This is a genomic window from Lamprobacter modestohalophilus, assembly GCF_016583905.1.
Lineage (GTDB): Bacteria > Pseudomonadota > Gammaproteobacteria > Chromatiales > Chromatiaceae > Lamprobacter > Lamprobacter modestohalophilus.
Window position 1 is genome coordinate 89342 of record NZ_NRRY01000013.1, and the last position, 18144, is coordinate 107485.

At 56.3% G+C, this 18144-nt stretch carries 13 protein-coding genes; 6 read left to right on the plus strand and 7 right to left on the minus strand.

The window, feature by feature from the left end; genetic code table 11:
- Window positions 1-25 precede the first annotated feature (25 nt).
- Both CKO42_RS10070 and CKO42_RS10075 read left to right on the plus strand, forming a co-directional pair.
- The gene (locus tag CKO42_RS10070; protein WP_200243091.1) at window positions 26-1546 is read left to right on the plus strand and encodes an efflux RND transporter periplasmic adaptor subunit; all 1521 of its coding nucleotides are present in this window, start codon (window positions 26-28) and stop codon (window positions 1544-1546) included.
- Window positions 1543-4710 carry an efflux RND transporter permease subunit gene (locus CKO42_RS10075; protein WP_200243093.1) on the plus strand — a complete coding sequence of 1056 codons (3168 nt, stop codon included), beginning with the start codon at window positions 1543-1545 and terminating at the stop codon, window positions 4708-4710. Before CKO42_RS10070 ends, CKO42_RS10075 begins: the two co-directional genes overlap by 4 nt.
- Window positions 4711-4760: 50 nt before the next feature.
- Here the strand turns inward: CKO42_RS10075 and CKO42_RS10080 are convergent, their stop codons facing one another.
- The 5 genes from CKO42_RS10080 to CKO42_RS10100 form a co-directional block, all read right to left on the minus strand.
- Window positions 4761-6632, minus strand: coding sequence for an AlbA family DNA-binding domain-containing protein (locus CKO42_RS10080; RefSeq protein ID WP_242479270.1), 1872 nt, complete (start codon window positions 6630-6632; stop codon window positions 4761-4763).
- 70 nt (window positions 6633-6702) lie between these two features.
- Window positions 6703-7791: a glycine oxidase ThiO gene (thiO, locus tag CKO42_RS10085; RefSeq protein WP_200243096.1), complete on the minus strand. Its 1089-nt coding sequence runs from the start codon at window positions 7789-7791 to the stop codon at window positions 6703-6705.
- 2 nt (window positions 7792-7793) lie between these two features.
- A complete protein-coding gene (ispH, locus tag CKO42_RS10090; protein ID WP_200243098.1) occupies window positions 7794-8774 on the minus strand; it encodes a 4-hydroxy-3-methylbut-2-enyl diphosphate reductase in 981 nt (326 codons plus the stop codon).
- Window positions 8775-8853: 79 nt separating this feature from the next.
- Window positions 8854-9177, minus strand: coding sequence for a nucleotidyltransferase family protein (locus tag CKO42_RS10095; RefSeq protein WP_200243100.1), 324 nt, complete (start codon window positions 9175-9177; stop codon window positions 8854-8856).
- Entirely contained in the window at window positions 9167-9607 is a 441-nt protein-coding gene (locus CKO42_RS10100) for a nucleotidyltransferase substrate binding protein (RefSeq protein ID WP_200243102.1), read from the minus strand. The genes CKO42_RS10095 and CKO42_RS10100 overlap by 11 nt, the downstream gene beginning before the upstream one ends.
- 191 nt (window positions 9608-9798) lie before the next feature.
- Here CKO42_RS10100 and CKO42_RS10105 point away from each other — a divergent pair, with 191 nt between their 5' ends.
- Window positions 9799-11310, plus strand: a complete 1512-nt coding sequence (locus CKO42_RS10105) for a sigma-54 interaction domain-containing protein (RefSeq protein ID WP_200243105.1) — start codon at window positions 9799-9801, stop codon at window positions 11308-11310.
- 15 nt (window positions 11311-11325) lie between these two features.
- Here the strand turns inward: CKO42_RS10105 and CKO42_RS10110 are convergent, their stop codons facing one another.
- Both CKO42_RS10110 and CKO42_RS10115 read right to left on the minus strand, forming a co-directional pair.
- The gene (locus CKO42_RS10110) at window positions 11326-11685 is read right to left on the minus strand and encodes a hypothetical protein (RefSeq protein WP_200243107.1); all 360 of its coding nucleotides are present in this window, start codon (window positions 11683-11685) and stop codon (window positions 11326-11328) included.
- 42 nt (window positions 11686-11727) lie between these two features.
- The gene (locus tag CKO42_RS10115; RefSeq protein ID WP_207148700.1) at window positions 11728-12156 is read right to left on the minus strand and encodes a hypothetical protein; all 429 of its coding nucleotides are present in this window, start codon (window positions 12154-12156) and stop codon (window positions 11728-11730) included.
- A 9-nt stretch (window positions 12157-12165) separates the two neighbouring features.
- Here CKO42_RS10115 and CKO42_RS10120 point away from each other — a divergent pair, with 9 nt between their 5' ends.
- From CKO42_RS10120 to CKO42_RS10130, 3 genes are all read left to right on the plus strand, one after another.
- The gene (locus tag CKO42_RS10120; protein ID WP_200243113.1) at window positions 12166-13215 is read left to right on the plus strand and encodes a PcfJ domain-containing protein; all 1050 of its coding nucleotides are present in this window, start codon (window positions 12166-12168) and stop codon (window positions 13213-13215) included.
- Window positions 13216-13517: 302 nt separating this feature from the next.
- Window positions 13518-16163, plus strand: a complete 2646-nt coding sequence (locus CKO42_RS10125) for a reverse transcriptase domain-containing protein (RefSeq protein WP_200243116.1) — start codon at window positions 13518-13520, stop codon at window positions 16161-16163.
- Window positions 16147-17901, plus strand: coding sequence for a DNA-binding transcriptional response regulator (locus tag CKO42_RS10130; RefSeq protein ID WP_200243119.1), 1755 nt, complete (start codon window positions 16147-16149; stop codon window positions 17899-17901). The genes CKO42_RS10125 and CKO42_RS10130 overlap by 17 nt, the downstream gene beginning before the upstream one ends.
- The last annotated feature ends 243 nt before the right edge of the window (window positions 17902-18144 follow it).

Sequence of the window (18144 nt, forward strand, 5' to 3'; positions counted from 1 at the left end):
TTTCTATCTTGAGGAGTCAGCACTGATGAGTCGGACGCAATCGCAACCTGGATCAGGCGCCGGATGCGCGCTGATCGATGGGGATGACAAACAGCCAGGCGATCGTCCATTGATCGCGATCAGAGGCCTGCTGCGGAAGCGTTCGCTGGTCTGGTCGTTGTTTCTCGGAACTGTGCTTCTGGCTGCAACTGGAGCCGTTGTTGCCACCGACGACAGCTCGAGCAAGGGGGGTAAGGACGACAAGGCAGGTGCGGAAAAGGCACCACCGCCCTCGGTCGTGGTTGCGGCTATCGAGCTGCAAGATGTCGCCGACGAGCGTCGCTACATTGGCACCATCAAGGCCATCCAGTCGGTCGATGTGCGGGCGCGGGTCGAGGGCTTCTTGGATCAGGTCGCGTTTGAACAGGGGCGCACAGTCGAGGCCGGCCAGCTGCTCTACCAGATCGAACAGGATCAGTATCAGGCCGCCTTGGCGAGTGCCGAAGGCCAGTTGGCGACCGCACAGGCGTCATTGGCGAGCGCTAAGGCAACCCTGGAAGACAAACAGGCCGATTTCGAGCGCTTTGCGGCGCTCGTGAAAAAAGGCGACACCTCGCAGACCAACTTCGACCGCGCCAAGGCGCAACGCGACGAGGCGCAGGCGAACGTTGAGAGCGCTCATGCCAGTATCAAACAGGCGCAGGCTGCGATTGATCAAGCCAAGATCAATCTCGGCTATACCACCATCTCCAGCCCGATCGCCGGCCGCATCGGTGCGACCAAGTACACCCAAGGCAACCTGGTCAACCCGAGCAGCGGCACCTTGGCCACGGTGGTGCAGCTTGATCCAATCCGCGCCGTGTTCTCGATTCCAAGTGCCGATTTCGTGCGTATTCAAGAGAAGGTTGCTGACGACGGAGCCGACCATGCGCGGGATCTGTTCGTTCCCGAGCTGATCCTGCCAACCGGCAAGACCTATGACCAGAAAGGCAAGGTCTCTTTCGCCGACAACCAAGTCAATCCGGCCACCGGGACGATTCCGATCTACGCCGACTTTCCGAATGCGGATCGGCTGCTACTGCCCGGCCAGTTCGTGACCGCGGTGGTGCGCTCGGCTGAGACCAAACAGGAGCCGGTGGTGCCGGCCTCGGCGATTCTCCGCACCCGCGATGGCGAGCAGGTCTACTTGGTTGGCAAAGACAATCGCGTTGAGCAACGCACCATCAAGACCGGCATTCAGGTTGGCACCGGCTATGCCGTCACATCTGGTCTGCAAACCGGAGAGATCGTCATCGTCTCAGGCGTGCAAAAGGTCAAACCGGGCATGGAGGTGACGCCAGTAAAAGAGAGCGAAGCTGGAGGTAAGGGCGCCGCCGAGGGCAAGAGTGCGGCCAACAATAAGAGCGCGGCCGAGGGCAATAGCGCAGCTGACAGTCAGAGTGGCGGCGACGCCTCTAACGGTTCTAGCGCGTCTGGTGATTCAACGAGCGCAGCGAACTCGAGCGCTTCTGGCGCATCCGGCTCTGCGGCGTCAGCTAACAGTCATGGCGCGAGCGACTCGAAATGATCTCTAAGACCTTCGTCGAGCGGCCGCGGCTGGCGGCCGTCGTCTCCATCGTGCTGGTGATCTCCGGCTTGCTGGCGATCTTTGGCATCCCGGTGGCGCAGTATCCAAACATCACGCCGCCTGTGGTGCAGGTCACGGCCAGCTATCCTGGCGCTGATGCCCAGACCATCGCCGATACCGTTGGCAGCCCGATCGAACAACAAGTCAATGGCGTCGAGGACATGATCTATATGTCCTCGGTGGCCTCTAGCGCCGGCACCTACACACTCACGGTCACCTTCGAGGTCGGCACCGACTCGGATATTGCTCAGGTCAATACCCAGAACCGGGTCTCGCAAGCCCTGGCCTTGCTGCCACCCGAGGTGCAGTCGCTCGGTGTCACCGTGCAGGCACAGTCAACCAATCTGTTGTTGGTGGTGGCGGTCTACTCGCCCGATGAAAGCAAGGATGCGCTCTTCCTATCGAACTTTGCGACCATCAACATTCAGGATGAACTGGCGCGTGTGACGGGTGTGGGTGAAGCGAATCAGTTTGGTCCGCTCAACTACTCGATGCGCATCTGGCTGCAGCCGACGCGGATGGCGGCGCTTGGGATCTCGCCGCAGGATGTGCAACAAGCCATTCAAGAGCAAAACATCCAGGCCGCCCTCGGCTCGGTCGGCGCGCCGCCCATTGGCGATGATCAGGTCTCGCAGTTCACGATTGTCACCGAAGGGCAGTTGATTACCCCAGAAGCGTTCGGCCAGATCGTGGTGCGGACCGGCGATGATGGCGCCATTGTGCGGGTCTCCGATATCGCTAAGGTCGAGCTCGGCTCCCAGTCCTACACGGCGGTGACGAAGTTCAATGGCAAGCCAGCCGCGGGCATCGCGATCTATCAGGCGCCTGGTGCCAATGCGCTTGGGGTGGCCAATGGCGTCCGCGCCGAGTTGGAGAAGCTCAAGGCACGCTTTCCGGATGGGGTCGGCGCTGAGATCATGTACGACTCGACCCTATTCGTCACCGCCTCGATCCACGAGATCACCATAACGCTTGCGATCACTGCGGTGATCGTGCTGCTCGTGGTGTACCTCTTTCTGCAGGATCTGCGTGCGACCATCGTGCCTGCGGTCACCATCCCGGTGTCGCTGATCGGTGTCTTTATCGTGTTGCTTGCGGCTGGGTTTTCGGCGAACACCATCAGTCTGTTTGCAGTGGTGTTGGCGATCGGCTTGGTCGTGGATGATGCCATCGTTGTGGTTGAAAACGTCCAGCGCATCATGGTCGAAGAGGGGTTGAACCGGCGTGCGGCCACCTTGAAGGCGATGCAACAGGTGACTGGGCCGATCATCTCGACCACCCTGGTCCTGTTCGCGATCTTCGCTCCGGTTGCGTTCATCCCCGGCATCTCCGGTGAGCTGTTCCGGCAGTTTGCGGTGACCATCTCGGCCGCCGTTGCGATCTCGGCGCTCAACGCCTTGACCTTATCGCCGGTGCTGACCTCGCTCTTCCTTGGTACACCCAAGGAGTCGCACCGTGGTCCCTTTAAATGGTTCAACACTGGGCTCGACTCTACCCGCGACGGCTACGTGAAAGTGGTCTCTCTGATTGCCCGGCGTTCAGCGGTCGCCGGCATCATCATCTTGGTTGCGGGTGGCGCCTCGGCGTTCATTCTCGATCGGCTACCGAGTGGCTTTCTGCCCAACGAGGATCAGGGCGTCATCTACGTCGATGTCAGCTTGCCGGCGGGTGCCTCGCTGCCGCGAACCAGCGACGTGTTGGCTCAGGTGCGCGATATTGCCGCGAAGACCGAAGGCGTGGAGAGCGTGCTCTCGGTGGCTGGGTATAGCTTGTTGACCAGCTCGCCGTCATCGGACTCCGGTCTTGCGGTCATCGTACTCAAGCCTTGGGACGAGCGCACGACACCCGAGACCCAGATCCGGGGCCTGATCGAGCGCATCGGCGGCCAGGCCAACGCGATCCCGGCTGCGAATATCCTGCTCTTCCCGCCGCCGCCGATCCCGGGTCTCGGTAACGCCGGTGGCTTCGCCTTGCAGTTGCAGGCACTCGGTGGCCAATCTCCTCAGGATCTCACGCAGGTGCTGAAGGGTTATGTCGCCGCGGCCAATCAAAGCCCGGATATCGCCAGCGCTTACTCGACCTTCAATGCGAATACACCACGTCTCTATCTGGACCTCGATCGAACCCAAGCTCAGTACATGGATGTGCCGGTGTCGGCGGTGTTCAACACCATGCAGTCGGTATTCGGCAGCACCTATGTGAACAACTTCACCTATCTGGGGCGCACCTTCCAGGTCAATCTCCAGGCGGAGCAAGACGCGCGCTCCGCGTCTGCTGATATTGGCTCGACCTATGTACGCTCCAATAGCGGCGAGATGATCCCGATTGAAGTGCTGGCTGATATCCGCAATGAGTTGGGGGCAGACCTGATCTTCCGTTATAACCAGTTTCTGACCGCGACGATCAATGGCAGCGCGCCACCTGGAAAATCGACCGGCGAGGCGATGGCGGCGATGGAAGCGACGGCGAAACAATCATTGCCCGATGGCTACGCTTATGAGTGGACGGGGATGTCTTTTCAGGAGGCCGCGCAAGGGGCCGGCAGCCAGGCCGCGATCTTCGGGCTTGCGGTGTTGTTCGGCTATCTGTTCCTGGTCGCGCTCTACGAGAGTTGGGCAATTCCATTTGCCGTGCTGAGTTCGGTGACTATCGCCGTGCTCGGATCGCTGCTGACGCTCTGGGTAGTGGGACTCGATAACGACCTCTATACCCAGATTGGCCTGATCCTACTGATTGGCTTGGCGGCGAAGAACGCGATCCTGATCGTCGAGTTTGCCAAGGAGCAGCGCGAGGATGGCAAGAGCCGCTTCGAGGCCGCGTTAGCCGGTGCCCGCATGCGTTTCCGGGCGGTGTTAATGACCGCGCTCGCGTTCATCATCGGCCTGTTGCCGCTGGTATTGGCGACGGGGGCCGGTGCCAACTCGCGGATTCACCTGGGCTTCACCGTGCTTGGCGGCATGGTGGCCGCAACCATCTTCGGCATCCTGGTGATCCCGGGTCTCTATGTGATGTTCCAGTGGATTGGCGACAAGATCGGCGAACTGATCGCACCGCACCGCCAGCAGATCCCGCCCGAGACGAAATCTGAGTCTGAGGCGAGCTGAGGCAAGGCGCCCAGGCGCCTAGTTAGCGGGTGGTCAGGAAGCCACCTACCTCAGAAGCGGCTTTCGATGTAGCCCAGTGCGCGGCTGATCGGCAGCTCGCTGTTCGATGGCCCAGTACGGATCAGGAACGATTCGCCGTTGCCCGGGCGAAGATAAACAGGGGTCTCGGCGGGCTCGCACTCGATGGCGCCGATCTGCTTGTCGTCGAGCGTGAACAGCCTGAAGCGGAGATGGCGCATCGCCTCTGCGCCGAGATGCTGGTTGACGAGATTCTTGAAGTGCAGCAAGCACTTGTCGTCATTGGCGAAACCGTCACCAGCAAGCCCGAGCACCTCGCCATCGTCGGCGACACCCAGCAACAGAATCCCGCCCTGGCTGTTGAGGAAGGCGGCAACACCCTTGAGCCAGGCCAGCTCGATCGCCTTGTCGTTCTTGCCGCTGCGCAGATTCAAGCGCATGGTCGACTTGAACTCGAGATGCGCACTCTCGCCGCGGCCGATGAGGTCGTAGAGCTCAGTGTCGGGTTGGCTCGAGTCGATACTGAGCTTCGGCAGCTCACGCAGCTGATGGCTGTAGCGTCGCACGACCAGCAGCGCCAGACCGATGCCGAGCGCCAAGATTGCCAACGCACTGCCCGCAAACAGCGGCCAGCGTTGTTGCAGCAGTCCAAGTGGACCGGCGCTGGGGTAGGCAACCCCGACCCAGGCTTTGCGCTTCACCGGCTCCAGCGGGACGAACCCTGCCCACCAATGGCGTCCGCCGCTTTCAAAGCGTACTGGCCGATCTTCCGGCTCTCCGGCAGCGCGCCAAGCCGCAATGGCCGCGAAGGTCGTCGCGCTGCCAAGGCGTTGCTCGACCTTATCGAATCCGCTCGCGGCAACGCCAACGCCCAAGTGTTCTTCGGGCGGTGTGGGGTTTGAGTTGCCGCTGACCTGGGTCCCGTTCTGATATTGAGGCGAAGAGGCAAAAGAGGGTGAGGATGCATATACACCACCCTCGCGGTCGAACAGGAACCCATAGCCGGCGGCGTCCGCATGTAGCCGGTCGATGGTCGCTAAGATGCGGGCGAGGGTGACATCGAGCGCGAGGACCAACAGCTCCCCATGCTGACGCCAGGCGGTGGCGACGGTGATACCCGGCTCGTCGAGGGAGATGAATTGGTAGGGTAGGCTCCAGGTCACCGGCGCTGAGAGGAATGCTCGCTGGTCTTGGCGGGAGCTAGATTCTGCGGCTTCTGCAGCTTTTACCGCTTTTGCTGGTTCTTTATCTTCTCCAGCCTCTCCAGCCTCTCCAGCCTCTCCTGGTTCTCCTAGCTCTCCGATTTCGGCATCTTCTGCGCCATCGCCTTGCAGCTGTTGGACAGCGGCCTGGAACCAGGGCCGCTGTCTTGGGTCGTGGGTGCTGGGCTGCTGCTGGGAGCTGATGCGGTCATCGTCGTTGCGCCATTCTGAGATCCGCTCTGAGATCCCCGAGGCCGCTGCGTTACCGGTTGCGGCATCAGAGGTCGACAGGCGCTCGCGCGTGATCCAACGCCCATCGTCGAGGCGAAGGAAATACTCGCGCCCGGCGTCATCCGCCATCACCGCTCCGGCGATCTGGCGCATGTGTGCCAATGCGGGCATCAAGTGCTCATTCAGTGCCTGGACGTCGGCCGGCGTCAGCTCGCGATTGCGCAGGCCGTCGCGCAGGATCAGCAGCTGCTGGGCGACAGGCAGCAACAGTCCGTTGACCTCGTCGCGCACCAGCGCCGAGGCGTCTTGAAGCCGGGCCTTTGCGAAGTCGCGCTTGATGTCGTTGATGAGCAGCGCACTGGCTGTGGCTAATACGCCGACCGTGACCAGGATCAGCAGCACCAGGTCTCGGAACAGCCGTGCGCGCAACGGGTCGCTCGGCGCCTGCTTGAACAAGCGGCGGTTTTTCATACGCTATCGGCCTGCGCTTAATGTGAATCTCGCGCGATTCATCTGCCGAGATGGCGCCGCGCCATGCGCCTTAGGTGCGCGGACTATCCAAGGCGTAGGCCGATGGCGGCAGGATTGGCTGTCGTTCGAGCACGATATCGGCGATCAAACGCGCCGATGCGGGTCCTGTGACCAAGCCATTACGGAAGTGCCCCGCATTGACATAGAGCCCTTCGGCGCCAGGGTAAGGGCCGATATAGGGGATGCCACTCGGGGAGCCCGGCCGCAGCCCGGCCCAGTGATCCTCGATCGGCGTGCGCTTGAGCAGCGGGAACATCTCGGTCGCGACCCGATACAGCTCTTCCTTGGCCTCGGCGGTGGTGCGCTTCTCGAAACCGGCCTCCTCGAGTGTGCTGCCAATCAGCACCCGGCCGTCCTTGCGTGGGATCACATAGCGTTCACGGTAGAGCGACAGGTGCCGAATCTGTCCAGGCTTGGCATAGAACAGGATCATCTGTCCGCGCACCGGGCGGATGTCCGGCTTGCGCCCTAGCTTCTCGAGCAACTGCGCGGTCCAGGCGCCGGTGCAGACGATCACATGTTCGGCTTCGATGGCGCCGCTGGTGGTGGTGACGCCGCGCACGCGACCATCCTCGACTTGCAGATCCAGTACCTCCTCGCGCTCTCGCATCTCGACGCGCTTGCTGATGCTCGCGTGCAGCGCCTTGGTCAGTCGCGGGTTGCGGATCTGCGCGACCTCGGGCATCCAGAGCGCGCCGTCGGTGTCCACGTTGAGACCGGGCTCCTTCTCGGCAAGCGCGGCACGATCCAGGACCTCGATCGGCGCCTGTTCAGTCTCGGCCCAGTTCAGCGCCAGATCAGGCGCATCGGGGTCCAGGATCATCAACCCTGAGCGGTTGTATTCGGGGTCGACCCCTGTCTCTTCAAACAGCGCTTCGCAGAACTCCGGATAGATGCGCTGGCTCCAGCTTGCTAAGGCCGTCACCGCTCCCCTATAGCGCCAGGGATAGAGTGGCGAGAGGATGCCGCCACCGGCCCAAGATGACTCTTTGCCGGTGCTGCCCATCTCGATCAGGGCCACCTCGGCCCCGGCTTGGCTGAGCTCGCGCGCGGTCATCAGGCCGATGACACCGCCACCAATGATCAATATCTTCTTCATAGTCAAACGTTCGTCTGCTCGGCATCAGCCTCGATATGAGGCTCGGCACCCGTCGGCTGTAATTCTTTAGGCAGGGCGAACACCACTTGCTCGCGGATGCCGGATTGTTCTTTGACGTCACCAGCGCCCCATTCCTGGAGCTTGGCGGTCACCTGCTCAACCAACAGCTCTGGGGCCGATGCACCGGCGGTGAGCGCGACCCGGGCGCCGTCGCGCAGCCAGTCGCGCTGGATGTCCTCGGCACCGTCGATCAGATAGGCCGGGATGCCTTGCTTCTCGGCCAGCTCGCGCAGCCGGTTCGAGTTCGAGCTATTGGCCGAGCCGACCACCAGCATCAGATCGGCCTCGGCAGCGAGCGAGCGCACCGCATCCTGCCGGTTCTGCGTGGCATAGCAGATATCACTCTTTTTCGGACCGGTCAGGTTCGGGAAGCGTGCGCGCAAGGCCTCGATGACGCCGGCGGTGTCATCGACCGACAGGGTGGTCTGGGTCACATAGGCGACGCGATCCGGGTCTTGGACCAGCAGGTCAGCGACCTCAGCGGCGGTCTCGATCAGATGCATGCGGCCGCCATCGGCCTGGCATTGGCCGAGCGTGCCCTCGACCTCGGGGTGACCGCGATGGCCGATCAACACCACGTCGAAGCCGGCCTTGCAGTGGCGCGCGACCTCGAGGTGAACCTTGGTGACCAGTGGGCAGGTGGCGTCGAAGATACGCAGTCCGCGTTCGGCGGCCTGCTCGCGGACCTGTTGCGAGACGCCGTGAGCGCTGAAGATGCAGGTGGCGCCGTTCGGGATCGCGCCGATGTCATCGACGAAGATCGCGCCGCGGTTGCGCAGGTCGTCGACCACGTAGCGGTTATGCACCACCTCGTGGCGCACATAGATCGGCGCGCCATAGAGCTCGAGCACGCGCTCGACGATCTCGATGGCGCGATCGACGCCGGCGCAGAAGCCGCGGGGATTCGCGAGGAGTATGTCCATCAGGAGGGCTGGGGCCTTGCGGCCGGGCTAGGCAAACATGGCGCTATTCTAGCAGTCGTATCGCAGTCGAGCAGTCGGGTTATCCTGAGGATGCCGGATAGAACTGCTGTCCGACGCGCTCGATGTGCGCGAGCAAAGCCACATTCTGAACAGATTCAACCTGGCAGAGATCGATCTGATAGGGCAACAGCAAGTCGTCGATGCGGTCTTCCAGAGCCGCTAAATCCGCTTCAGTCAGCGCTGGGCCGAAGAGCGCGATGTCGATATCCGAGCCGTGACGATAGTTGCCCTTGGCGCGTGATCCAAAGACGACCGCGCGTTGCAGACCTGGTGTGCGGCCGAGCTGTTCGCGGAGCTGGGAAACGACACCGGGTGCTAATCCGAAGGGTTGGTCAGCGGTCATCTTGGCTCGCCATCAGCGACTGCATGCGCTCGGCAAAGGTCTGGAACAACGCCAGATAGCGCTCTGCGATGATCTGCGTCAGCTGATTAGCGCGGGCCTCATCGTAAGTATGCGCCGAGAGGTTACGACTGCGGATGGTCGCCATCCAGCCATCGCCGTCCAGGATCAGGCCGCGCTTGAAAGCCTCGCGAATCGCATCGCGCGAGCCGGTGATGTTTGGATTGCCTTGATATTCATGGTAATCCTTCATCAGATTCCAGCCTAGCTCTTGGGTGAATTCGAAGGCCTTGATCAACCCCTGCTGCTCCAAGCGCGAGAGCGGCCGCTGCTCGCGCAACTGCACGGCCTCTTCGAGTTGTGCCAGCGCACGCAGATAATTGCTCAGCCGTTGTTGCCAACGGATGTCGGCGGATCGGGCGTTTTCTGTCATCGAGCGGCCTCGTTGATCGGGCCCCCCTGTGGTTGGGGGAGACTCGGGTGTAGGAATGGGTCCACACTATCGCGCTACTAGACCATCGGTCATCAAATCGGTCATCAATAAGTTAGGCACCTCGACCATGGCTTGCTTGACGGTTTGGCCGTTGCTCTCATCCTGTGCTTAGAGATGCCAACGAGACTCAGATGGACAGACTCCTTTTCAGCTGGCTTGGTCGCACTGATCTACGCGCCATTGAGGAAGCCGATACGGTGGGCACTGGTCCGGTCGCGCAAGCCCTAGACACGAGTCGGTTCAGCCACCTGGCGCTGATCTGCGACTACAGCGCCACTGAAGCGCAGGCCTATCTCGATTGGCTTCGGCAGCGTAACCAGACGCCCATCACAGTGCACTCGGTTAAGCTGGACAGCCCCACCAACTTCGACGCCATCTATCGGGAAGCTCGTCGCATCATTGCCGAGACGATCAAGGCCCGATCCAGCCCGCCTGAGCTGACCTTTCACCTCAGCCCAGGCACGCCAGCGATGGCCGCAGTCTGGATCATCCTCGCCAAGACTCGCTTTCCCGCTGAGTTGATCGAGTCATCGATTCGATATGGGGTACGTTCTGTCTCGATCCCATTTCAGATGGCCGCTGATTTCATTCCGGATTTGCTGCGCCGATCGGATGACGAGCTGACACGTTTGACCGCTGGTCTTCCGCCTGCGGCGCCAGCCTTTGATGCGATCATCCACCAGAGTCCGGTGATGCAGCGCGTCGTTGCTCGTGCCCGCCGTGTTGCGCTGCGCTCGATACCGGTTTTGATCGAGGGCGATTCCGGCACCGGCAAGGAACTGCTCGCACGAGCCATCCACCAGGCAAGCCCACGCTGCGAGCGGCCCATGGTCACTGTGAACTGCGGTGCCATTGCGGCAGACCTGATCGAGTCCGAGCTGTTTGGACACGAAAAAGGCGCCTTCACCGGCGCGATCAGTGCTCGCCAAGGCGTCTTCGAGGCGGCCGATACCGGAACGCTGTTCTTGGATGAGATCGGAGAGCTATCCAAGCCTGCCCAGGTGCGCTTTCTGCGCGCGCTCCAGGAAGGCGAGATCACTCGCGTTGGCGCGACACGATCCATCCGTGTCGATGTGCGCATCATCGCCGCGACCAATCGCAGCCTCAGCCAAGAGGTCAGCAGCAGTCGTTTCCGCGAAGATCTGTTCTATCGTCTAGCCGTTGCGGTCATCGTCCTGCCACCACTCCGCGAGCGCGATGGCGATGTCGCCTTACTGTTGGATCGTCTTCTGGATCAGATCAACCGCGAGAGCGAGACCGAGCCCGGCTATGAGCCAAAGAAACTTTCGGTGACTGCAAGAAAACTTTTGCTTGAGCACGCTTGGCCCGGCAATATCCGCGAACTGCTGAACACACTGCGCCGCGCTGCGGTTTGGACGCCAGGCCCGACGATCGATCTCGATGACGCGCGCGATGCGCTGCTGCCAGGACCCCAAAGTGCTGATGGTAGCCTCTCAATCCTCGGGCGAGAACTTGGCGAAGACTTTGATCTAGAAAGGCTTCTCGATGATGTTAAGCGGCATTATCTGGAACGTGCCTTAGCGGTAGCGCAGGGCAATAAGACCCGCGCTGCCCAGCTGCTCGGCTTCGGAAATCCCACGACGCTAACAAACTGGCTCAAAAAATATGACCTCAAGCCATGATGGCACGGTCCCTGCTCATGTCTGCTCGACAGCAAGCAACATGGGTGCAGGATGGATCAGCAAGGCGACGTTTTTCCGCATTGGACGCATCGGGTGATCGGTGATGATTCCAGCAACCGCGCGGCTGCGGCGCTGCTTCGCCGTTTGTTCCAGAGCGGACTGTTGCGCGAGTATCGTGCTTGCTTGTATCGAAACGGAGATATTCCCGGTGTGCGCCAGGCACTCCTGATCAACCTCGGATCTCCGGTTGGTGATGCGGATGCCTTGGGGATGCAGCGAGCACTGTGGCTGGTCGAGCAAGACAACCGAAAACTCTTCTTGTACGGACAAGATCGTCGTTGCAGCCCGGCTCAAGTCGGTGGAGCGGTGTTGCACGGCAAGCCAGTGCTTGAGCCTGACTCCGACTGGATAAGCGCTTTAGCCAACTCCCTTGCTGCACGTGTGCTCAGAACTCAGGCACAGGGCGGAGCTTCTGTATCGACCCATCAAGCCACCACGCTCGGCCTTCTGGCGCGGGTCGAGCATGCCATTCTGCAAACCGCTATTGAGGCGTTCTCCAAGGGCTTGAACGCTGACACCTTGGCCATTCTGCGACATGAAGGTCATGGCAATTGGACGACCTATAACTTCTATCTGGACGCTGCGGGCAACCCTGATCGCAACCGACTTCAGGCAGCGCATAGCTTCCCATTCTTCAGTCAGGCACTGCGTGACGATTGGCGGCTGCGTCGAGAGGTTGACCGGGGTGTGCCGCTGTTGCGCACACTTGCCGAGGTCCATCAGATTCGCCCGCGCACGATCCAGCATTGTCGTCATTTCGAGCCCGCGAGGATCGGCCAGGATCATCGCAGTACGATGCTGCGCCAGCTCGATCAACTTCCAGCGGAATATCTCCCAAAGAGCGATGACGACCATCGCGTCTTCCAGGAACTTTGGCAGCCACTAGTCGATCTCGCGTGCGTACTTCAACGTGATGTGCTTGAACTCGCAGCGCCGTTTGCCCAGGGCTGGGGGCAGGGTCAACGAGTGTTAGCCAACAAGTTAGGCGCAGCGCTGGATTTCGATGCCATCTACGCATTTGCCCGTGCGACCTATCGCTATAGTGTCTATCCAGCGTTGAAGGCTGAGTTGGCGAAGCGCGGTCAGCCCGCTGACGTTGCGGAAGACCCCCCGCTGGCCTTCTTTGCAGCCTGGTTTGGTCAAGTCGGCTTGCGGCGTCTAGCGCAAATGGCCTTGCAGTGGCGCGATGCCTATCGGCAGTTCAGTTTGGAGCGGTTGGGCCTCCGTGGCGCAGAGGCGGCTGCTAGCTTGGACTGGCTTCCAGTTGTCGGGGGAGCAGCAGGTTACAGTCACGGCAACTATAGGGTCATCGAGTTGACTAGCCATCAGGCGCTGGAGTTAGAAGGGCGCGAGCAGGAGCACTGTGTCGCCAGCTATGCCGTGAAGTGCTTGACCGGAGACAGTGCGCTGTTCTCGATCCGAGAGCGAGCGACCGGCAAGATATTGTCGACCTTCGAGGTCGACCTTCGCCGTGACAGACCCCTGTTGGTGAAGCACTATGCCCAAGGTAACCAAACACCTAAGCCCGCATTGCAGGCTGTTGCGGAACGCTTCGTGAAGCGGGTAATGGAGCCGACCCCGATTCAACGCATCGCAGCGGTTCGTGACGCGCGACGACGTGCTGGGGCGCCTGTTGTACACCGGCTCGATTCGCCGGATTCACAAGAGTCAGAGCTGACGGCACAGGAACAGCAGAGGTTGGCGGAGATGCTTGCATTTACGTATCCCGCAGAGGTGCAGCGCAGAGACGTAAGCCGGTACCTTGAACGCAAAGGATTGCTTAATCTGTTTATACGGACATCGGGAATTGATGCTGAGCAAGTCAAGATTGCGCATACAGCCTAGACCGATCTTGCTGTTATCGCGTATAAAAAGCTATGACGTAACGTGGAGAGTTAAAATGTAACCGAAAAACTAAAACAGCGCGGTGAAAACTGCCAAAATCTCGCCTCACCCTTTGGGAGCTGTCCAGCGAAAGTAGACCTTGCCCATGACGTAACGCATGGGTTTATGCAAGCCTAACCTTTTCTCAGGTCTTGCAAAACAAAGCTGCAAAAGCAGCAACACAGCACACATCCGACAGTGAAAGCAGTACTTGCTGGTCAGCTCCACCTTTTCAACGCAGAGAAATCCAACCGATATTTAAAATGGAGTTCACCACTACACCAAGCAGTCTAAATTCAAGGAAAGATCTCGCAGATTATATCGGGTTGCCATTAGGCGAACTAAATAACATACTCTATGCCGGAAATCGCAGCCGCTTTTACAAGGTAAAAATGATTCCGAAGGCTTCGGGGGGCGAGCGCAAACTGCATGCTATTTCAGGTGAACTAAAATCGCTGCAGAGGATGGCATTAGATAAGTTGCAAACAGACTATCCACCAAGCCCTCGTGCGCATGGATTTGTGCCTGAGCGGAGTATTATTACCAACGCCCGTCACCACACTAACAAAAAACTCGTAATAAAACTTGACCTGCTGGACTTTTTCCCGACCATTCATTATGGTCGGGTTGTCGGAATGTTTCAGAAGCCTCCGTTTAGCTTCGGTTACGAAGTAGCGAAAACACTTGCGCAGATTTCATGTTTGTCACAAGAGGAAGCTGGAATCCTTCCTCAAGGGGGCGCTATGGGTCCTTACATCGCGAACGTGATCTGTCGACGCATGGATAAACGACTTGCTTCCGTTGCCCGCAATCATCGATGCAATTTCACGCGATATGCAGATGACCTGACATTTTCAACAAATGATGTTCGCCGGCTAGAAATTCCGCAATTAATCACTGAGGTTTCTGGGATTGTTGAAAGCGAAGGATTTAAGGTAAACAGTGAAAAGACTCGAGTGCTGAGGCCATCTGATCGCCAAATTGTAACTGGAATTGTTGTAAACGATGGGCTCAATGTTCCGCGCAAATACATCAATAGCCTTAGAGCAATTCTGCATAACATGGAAAAAGAGGGGATTGAAAAGCAGCTCGTCAAAGGAAAGCTGTTTGGTGCCAATAATCCGAAAATTTCACGTCTAGAATTCGAACTGGTAGGCGAGGGATATCGTCTTGGGTCTCGGGCTTACAGTAAGGATGAGGCCGTCGATCTTTTCCTCAGGCATTTGCTTGGTCGCTTTGCCTTTGTGGGGCAAGTAGTCAACGCAAATGGGCAGCAAGAACGTCAAATTAAGTTCAAGCGTGTCATTCTCTACAAGCGGTTGCTAAAACGCTTTCACAGTTGTGTTATAGACCCTCGTAACAACGGACTTGGTAATGGACCTAAAAAATGCGCGCGAGCAATCGTCCGCATGATGAAACAGTATTCATCTTTTGATCAAGAATCAAAATGGGATCGCCGCATAAAAGAAGTAAGAAAATCTAAGCTTGAGTCATGGCAGCAATCTGGAGATGGACGGAAAGTTTGTAAGGCGCTAGATAGAATTAATAATTTATCAGATCTAAAGGTGTTTCTTGAAAACGAATCGAAGAGGGATATTCGCTACTGGTGGGTTTGCGGCCGAGATTTTGTAACAGATAAAGAGCAGGCTCTGAAATACGCGTCATATCCGCCAGTTGATTATCGGTGGACTCGCCAAGTCTTGTGCGGAATCAAAAATACGCAAGGCAAGAATCTTGGTATTTTAACACATTACGGAGATGATGGACATGCAAACACTCCAGCAAAGTTGCTTGAGGTTCTGGCAGAGAATTACGAACCCTACTACTATTGGCTTCCAATACGGCTTAGGAAAATTATTGATCCAGTATCAGATGCGCTTCGAAACATAGTGTTACAAGATGGTGAAAATGCTTCGCTAGACAATTTTGGTGATATTCGGCTTGAGCCTGTAATTAAGACATTTAAGCTAGAGACTCGACTGTCAAACTCTGATCGAGCGGCAGATGGAACGTATATTTTTCAGCTTCTCAAAGATGCTCATGAGGCTGGCCAACGCCAGGCAAATAGAAAAGAAATAAAGTCGCTATCCTTGGTGATGCACCAAAAGATGCCAAGCAAGCAATACACTGTCGTTCCTTCTTTAAGGATCGCGCTGATTGATATTTTTCACTCTATGTACGTCAATAGTGAAAGCGATGGAATCAGTGTAGATACAAGGATAACTCATCGAAGATGTTTTCAGATTCGAGTAACAGGGCCTCTTCATCATCCTCTATTGTGTCGTCCGAGTCGGAATTTCGCACATGGTAAGCTGAGCCGCGCTGCGCGTGAACTATTCGGAATAGCAGGATATTGGATCTGTTCAACATTTGAAGATGGCCGTGAGTATCGCATCGATATGCTTACCGGTAAGGCAGCGCTGATATCGAATGAGCATAAGCTGAGTTTCTCACATATCATCGTATTTCCAAACGACAATGACGAAATCGATGAGTCAATCCATGGCGTTGAAGTAATAGACTCTGTTCCGGAAAACGCTCCGCAACAAAAAATACGCGTGTTGTTGATCGACAACAACGATCGAAGACGCGATGAAAATGTTAAACGATGGCGGGCTTTAAAAAATGTTGATATAAAAGCTGTTGCGAGAATCGATAGAGCTAGTTATGAGAAGCTTGATCTTGATTTGGTTCTGATTCATGAAAGTAACCCGGAAGTTGAAACAAACGAATTGGTCTTTGATGATCAGACACGCATCATCGTTTTCTCTAGTGGTAATAAAACGGAAGACTGTGTAACGGATGAAGGGCTTTTTTATGTTTCTTCAATATTTCTGCAGAAAAATTTAGCAAAGTTAATCGATAAAATTGTTGTGGAGGGGCAGAAAGACTGTGTGGATCTATCTTGAGAATGAGCCAGATGAGCCAGGTTATCGAGTTAGTTTTGTTAAAGGTAAGAAAGGCTTTCGTATGCCTGTTTATTACGATGCAACATGTCGAATGTTAGTTGAGTCGTTTCCAAATGCTGATGGTATCGTGGTTCCTGATTTTGTAAGTGGATTGAAGTACGAAGTATGGCTCTTACTCCTACAGTTACGTTTAGAGAAAACTAAATGCCTGCATTTGCTGCCGATTAAAATACGGTTTTTTGACGAAGATCGTTACTATCGATTTTGCGATAAATTTGAAGTAACTGATCAGAGTCTCAGGAATATTGGAGTGGTGTTAATTCCTCCAGACAAAATGCCGGGGTGGATTACTTCAGTTGCACCCAAGGACATTGCTGTACAGGAATTTCTTGCGAAAGAGTTGAGCAGGCCAAAGTTCACCGAAGGGAGGCACGACCAAGCAAATCGTTGGAGTCCCTATGTATTTCTCCGTGTGCTCGAACAGGTTGATCCTTCTTTGGCAACGCGGCGGGAATCTGTAGAGAAAAGAATGTTTGAAGAGCCCTATCTCAAGCGTCTTGCTAATGATATTGAGGATAAATTACCAAAAAAAATGCTTGATTCACTCAGGTCTGAGCGATCCTGGTTACAGAATAGATTATTTGATCATCAGTTTGAGAGAAAGATTCTCGTGGTAGAGGATCGTCTGGAAGAAGGTTGGCGTGACGTCTATGAGGTAATGTTTGATTCCAAGCATCCTCGTATGTCTCTTCTGTGGGCCGTATCTGTAGATGAGGCTATTGAGAGGTTTTCAAAGGAGATAGCACTAATTGTCTTGGATGTGCGCCTTAATCCCAAAGATGAGCAGATGGCTACCGGTAGTAGTTATATTCCGACGGGTGTGATTTTGGCACAACAGTTTCGAAGGGAATCCCCAACAATCCCCATTCTTGCAGCGACTGCATCTAACAAGACATGGATTCTTGAGCCTCTGCTAAGAGAGGGCATTCAGGGATATTGGGTGAAGGAATCTCCAGAGCAAGCAGTTAACTTAAGGCTTGCCGCTCAAAATGTGTTGGATCTGTTTCAAAAGACGCGTGTGATTCTGGAATGGTCTGATCGAACACGACCGTGGATAGAAGGCTTATACTCTATCGCACGGCAGGTGCAGGACAGCGATCTAAGGCAAGGTAAAATCCTTAACGATAAAGCAAAGTCACTTCATGCACTTCTTGATCGGGCTTTTAGTCCTTTTAGTCGAGAATTGGATGATGGTTTACAACTCAATGTCGCTTTTTTAATCCTTTTTTCTTGTATGAACGATCTGCGCGTCTGGTGTTGCAAGGTTGTAGATCTTGGCGATGGTGAAAAAGATTGGCTTCTTGTAAATGATCTCGGGGGCGGGTTGTTGCTAAGTAAAAGAAAGAAAGGGATGCGCAAGGGACAACCATTCTATAGCTTTGAGTGTGTTGGTAGACAGAGTTCGTCCGAGCATTTTCCAGATACTGATGCATCACTGGAATTGATGATGCAACTCGGACTAGTAGAAAAAGCACGGATATTTCGTAAACTAAAGAACAATGTTCGCAATGCGCTTCCGCTGACACATGGTTTGAGCGATGCAAAGACAAGGACAGGGACAGACGCGGTAAATGCCTCAGATCTTGATTTATCTGAGATGCTTGGAATCTTACAGGCTGTTGTTAATTCTCGTTGCGATTTCTCTGATGAGCAATTGCCAAAGAATCTTTTGGACTAATTCCAGGGTGGAATGACGTATGATATCTCATCTTCCGATGCTCAGCGCAAATCAAAACGATACTCTCGCAGCGATTCAGGCTTTTGCGCGGAATGGAAAAGATTGTTGCATCCTAATACTACTTTGTTAGATTAATTCCGAGCCCCTGACTCAACCAGTATCATTCGCGCTATCAGGATCATTTTCTCTGTAATGTCGCTCAATATCTTTACGTCGTTGTGCATGCCGAATATCCATCTGTGC

Excerpts from the sequence above, each read along its gene's own strand:
- thiO (WP_200243096.1), bottom strand. The coding sequence starts at position 7,791 with ATGAAGAAGATATTGATCATTGGTGGCGGTGTCATCGGCCTGATGACC.
- CKO42_RS10120 (WP_200243113.1), top strand. The coding sequence starts at position 12,166 with ATGCTGCGCCAGCTCGATCAACTTCCAGCGGAATATCTCCCAAAGAGC.
- CKO42_RS10075 (WP_200243093.1), top strand. The coding sequence starts at position 1,543 with ATGATCTCTAAGACCTTCGTCGAGCGGCCGCGGCTGGCGGCCGTCGTC.
- CKO42_RS10100 (WP_200243102.1), bottom strand. The coding sequence starts at position 9,607 with ATGACAGAAAACGCCCGATCCGCCGACATCCGTTGGCAACAACGGCTG.
- CKO42_RS10105 (WP_200243105.1), top strand. The coding sequence starts at position 9,799 with ATGGACAGACTCCTTTTCAGCTGGCTTGGTCGCACTGATCTACGCGCC.
- CKO42_RS10070 (WP_200243091.1), top strand. The coding sequence starts at position 26 with ATGAGTCGGACGCAATCGCAACCTGGATCAGGCGCCGGATGCGCGCTG.
- CKO42_RS10095 (WP_200243100.1), bottom strand. The coding sequence starts at position 9,177 with ATGACCGCTGACCAACCCTTCGGATTAGCACCCGGTGTCGTTTCCCAG.
- CKO42_RS10080 (WP_242479270.1), bottom strand. The coding sequence starts at position 6,632 with ATGAAAAACCGCCGCTTGTTCAAGCAGGCGCCGAGCGACCCGTTGCGC.
- CKO42_RS10115 (WP_207148700.1), bottom strand. The coding sequence starts at position 12,156 with ATGATCCTGGCCGATCCTCGCGGGCTCGAAATGACGACAATGCTGGAT.
- CKO42_RS10125 (WP_200243116.1), top strand. The coding sequence starts at position 13,518 with ATGGAGTTCACCACTACACCAAGCAGTCTAAATTCAAGGAAAGATCTC.
- ispH (WP_200243098.1), bottom strand. The coding sequence starts at position 8,774 with ATGGACATACTCCTCGCGAATCCCCGCGGCTTCTGCGCCGGCGTCGAT.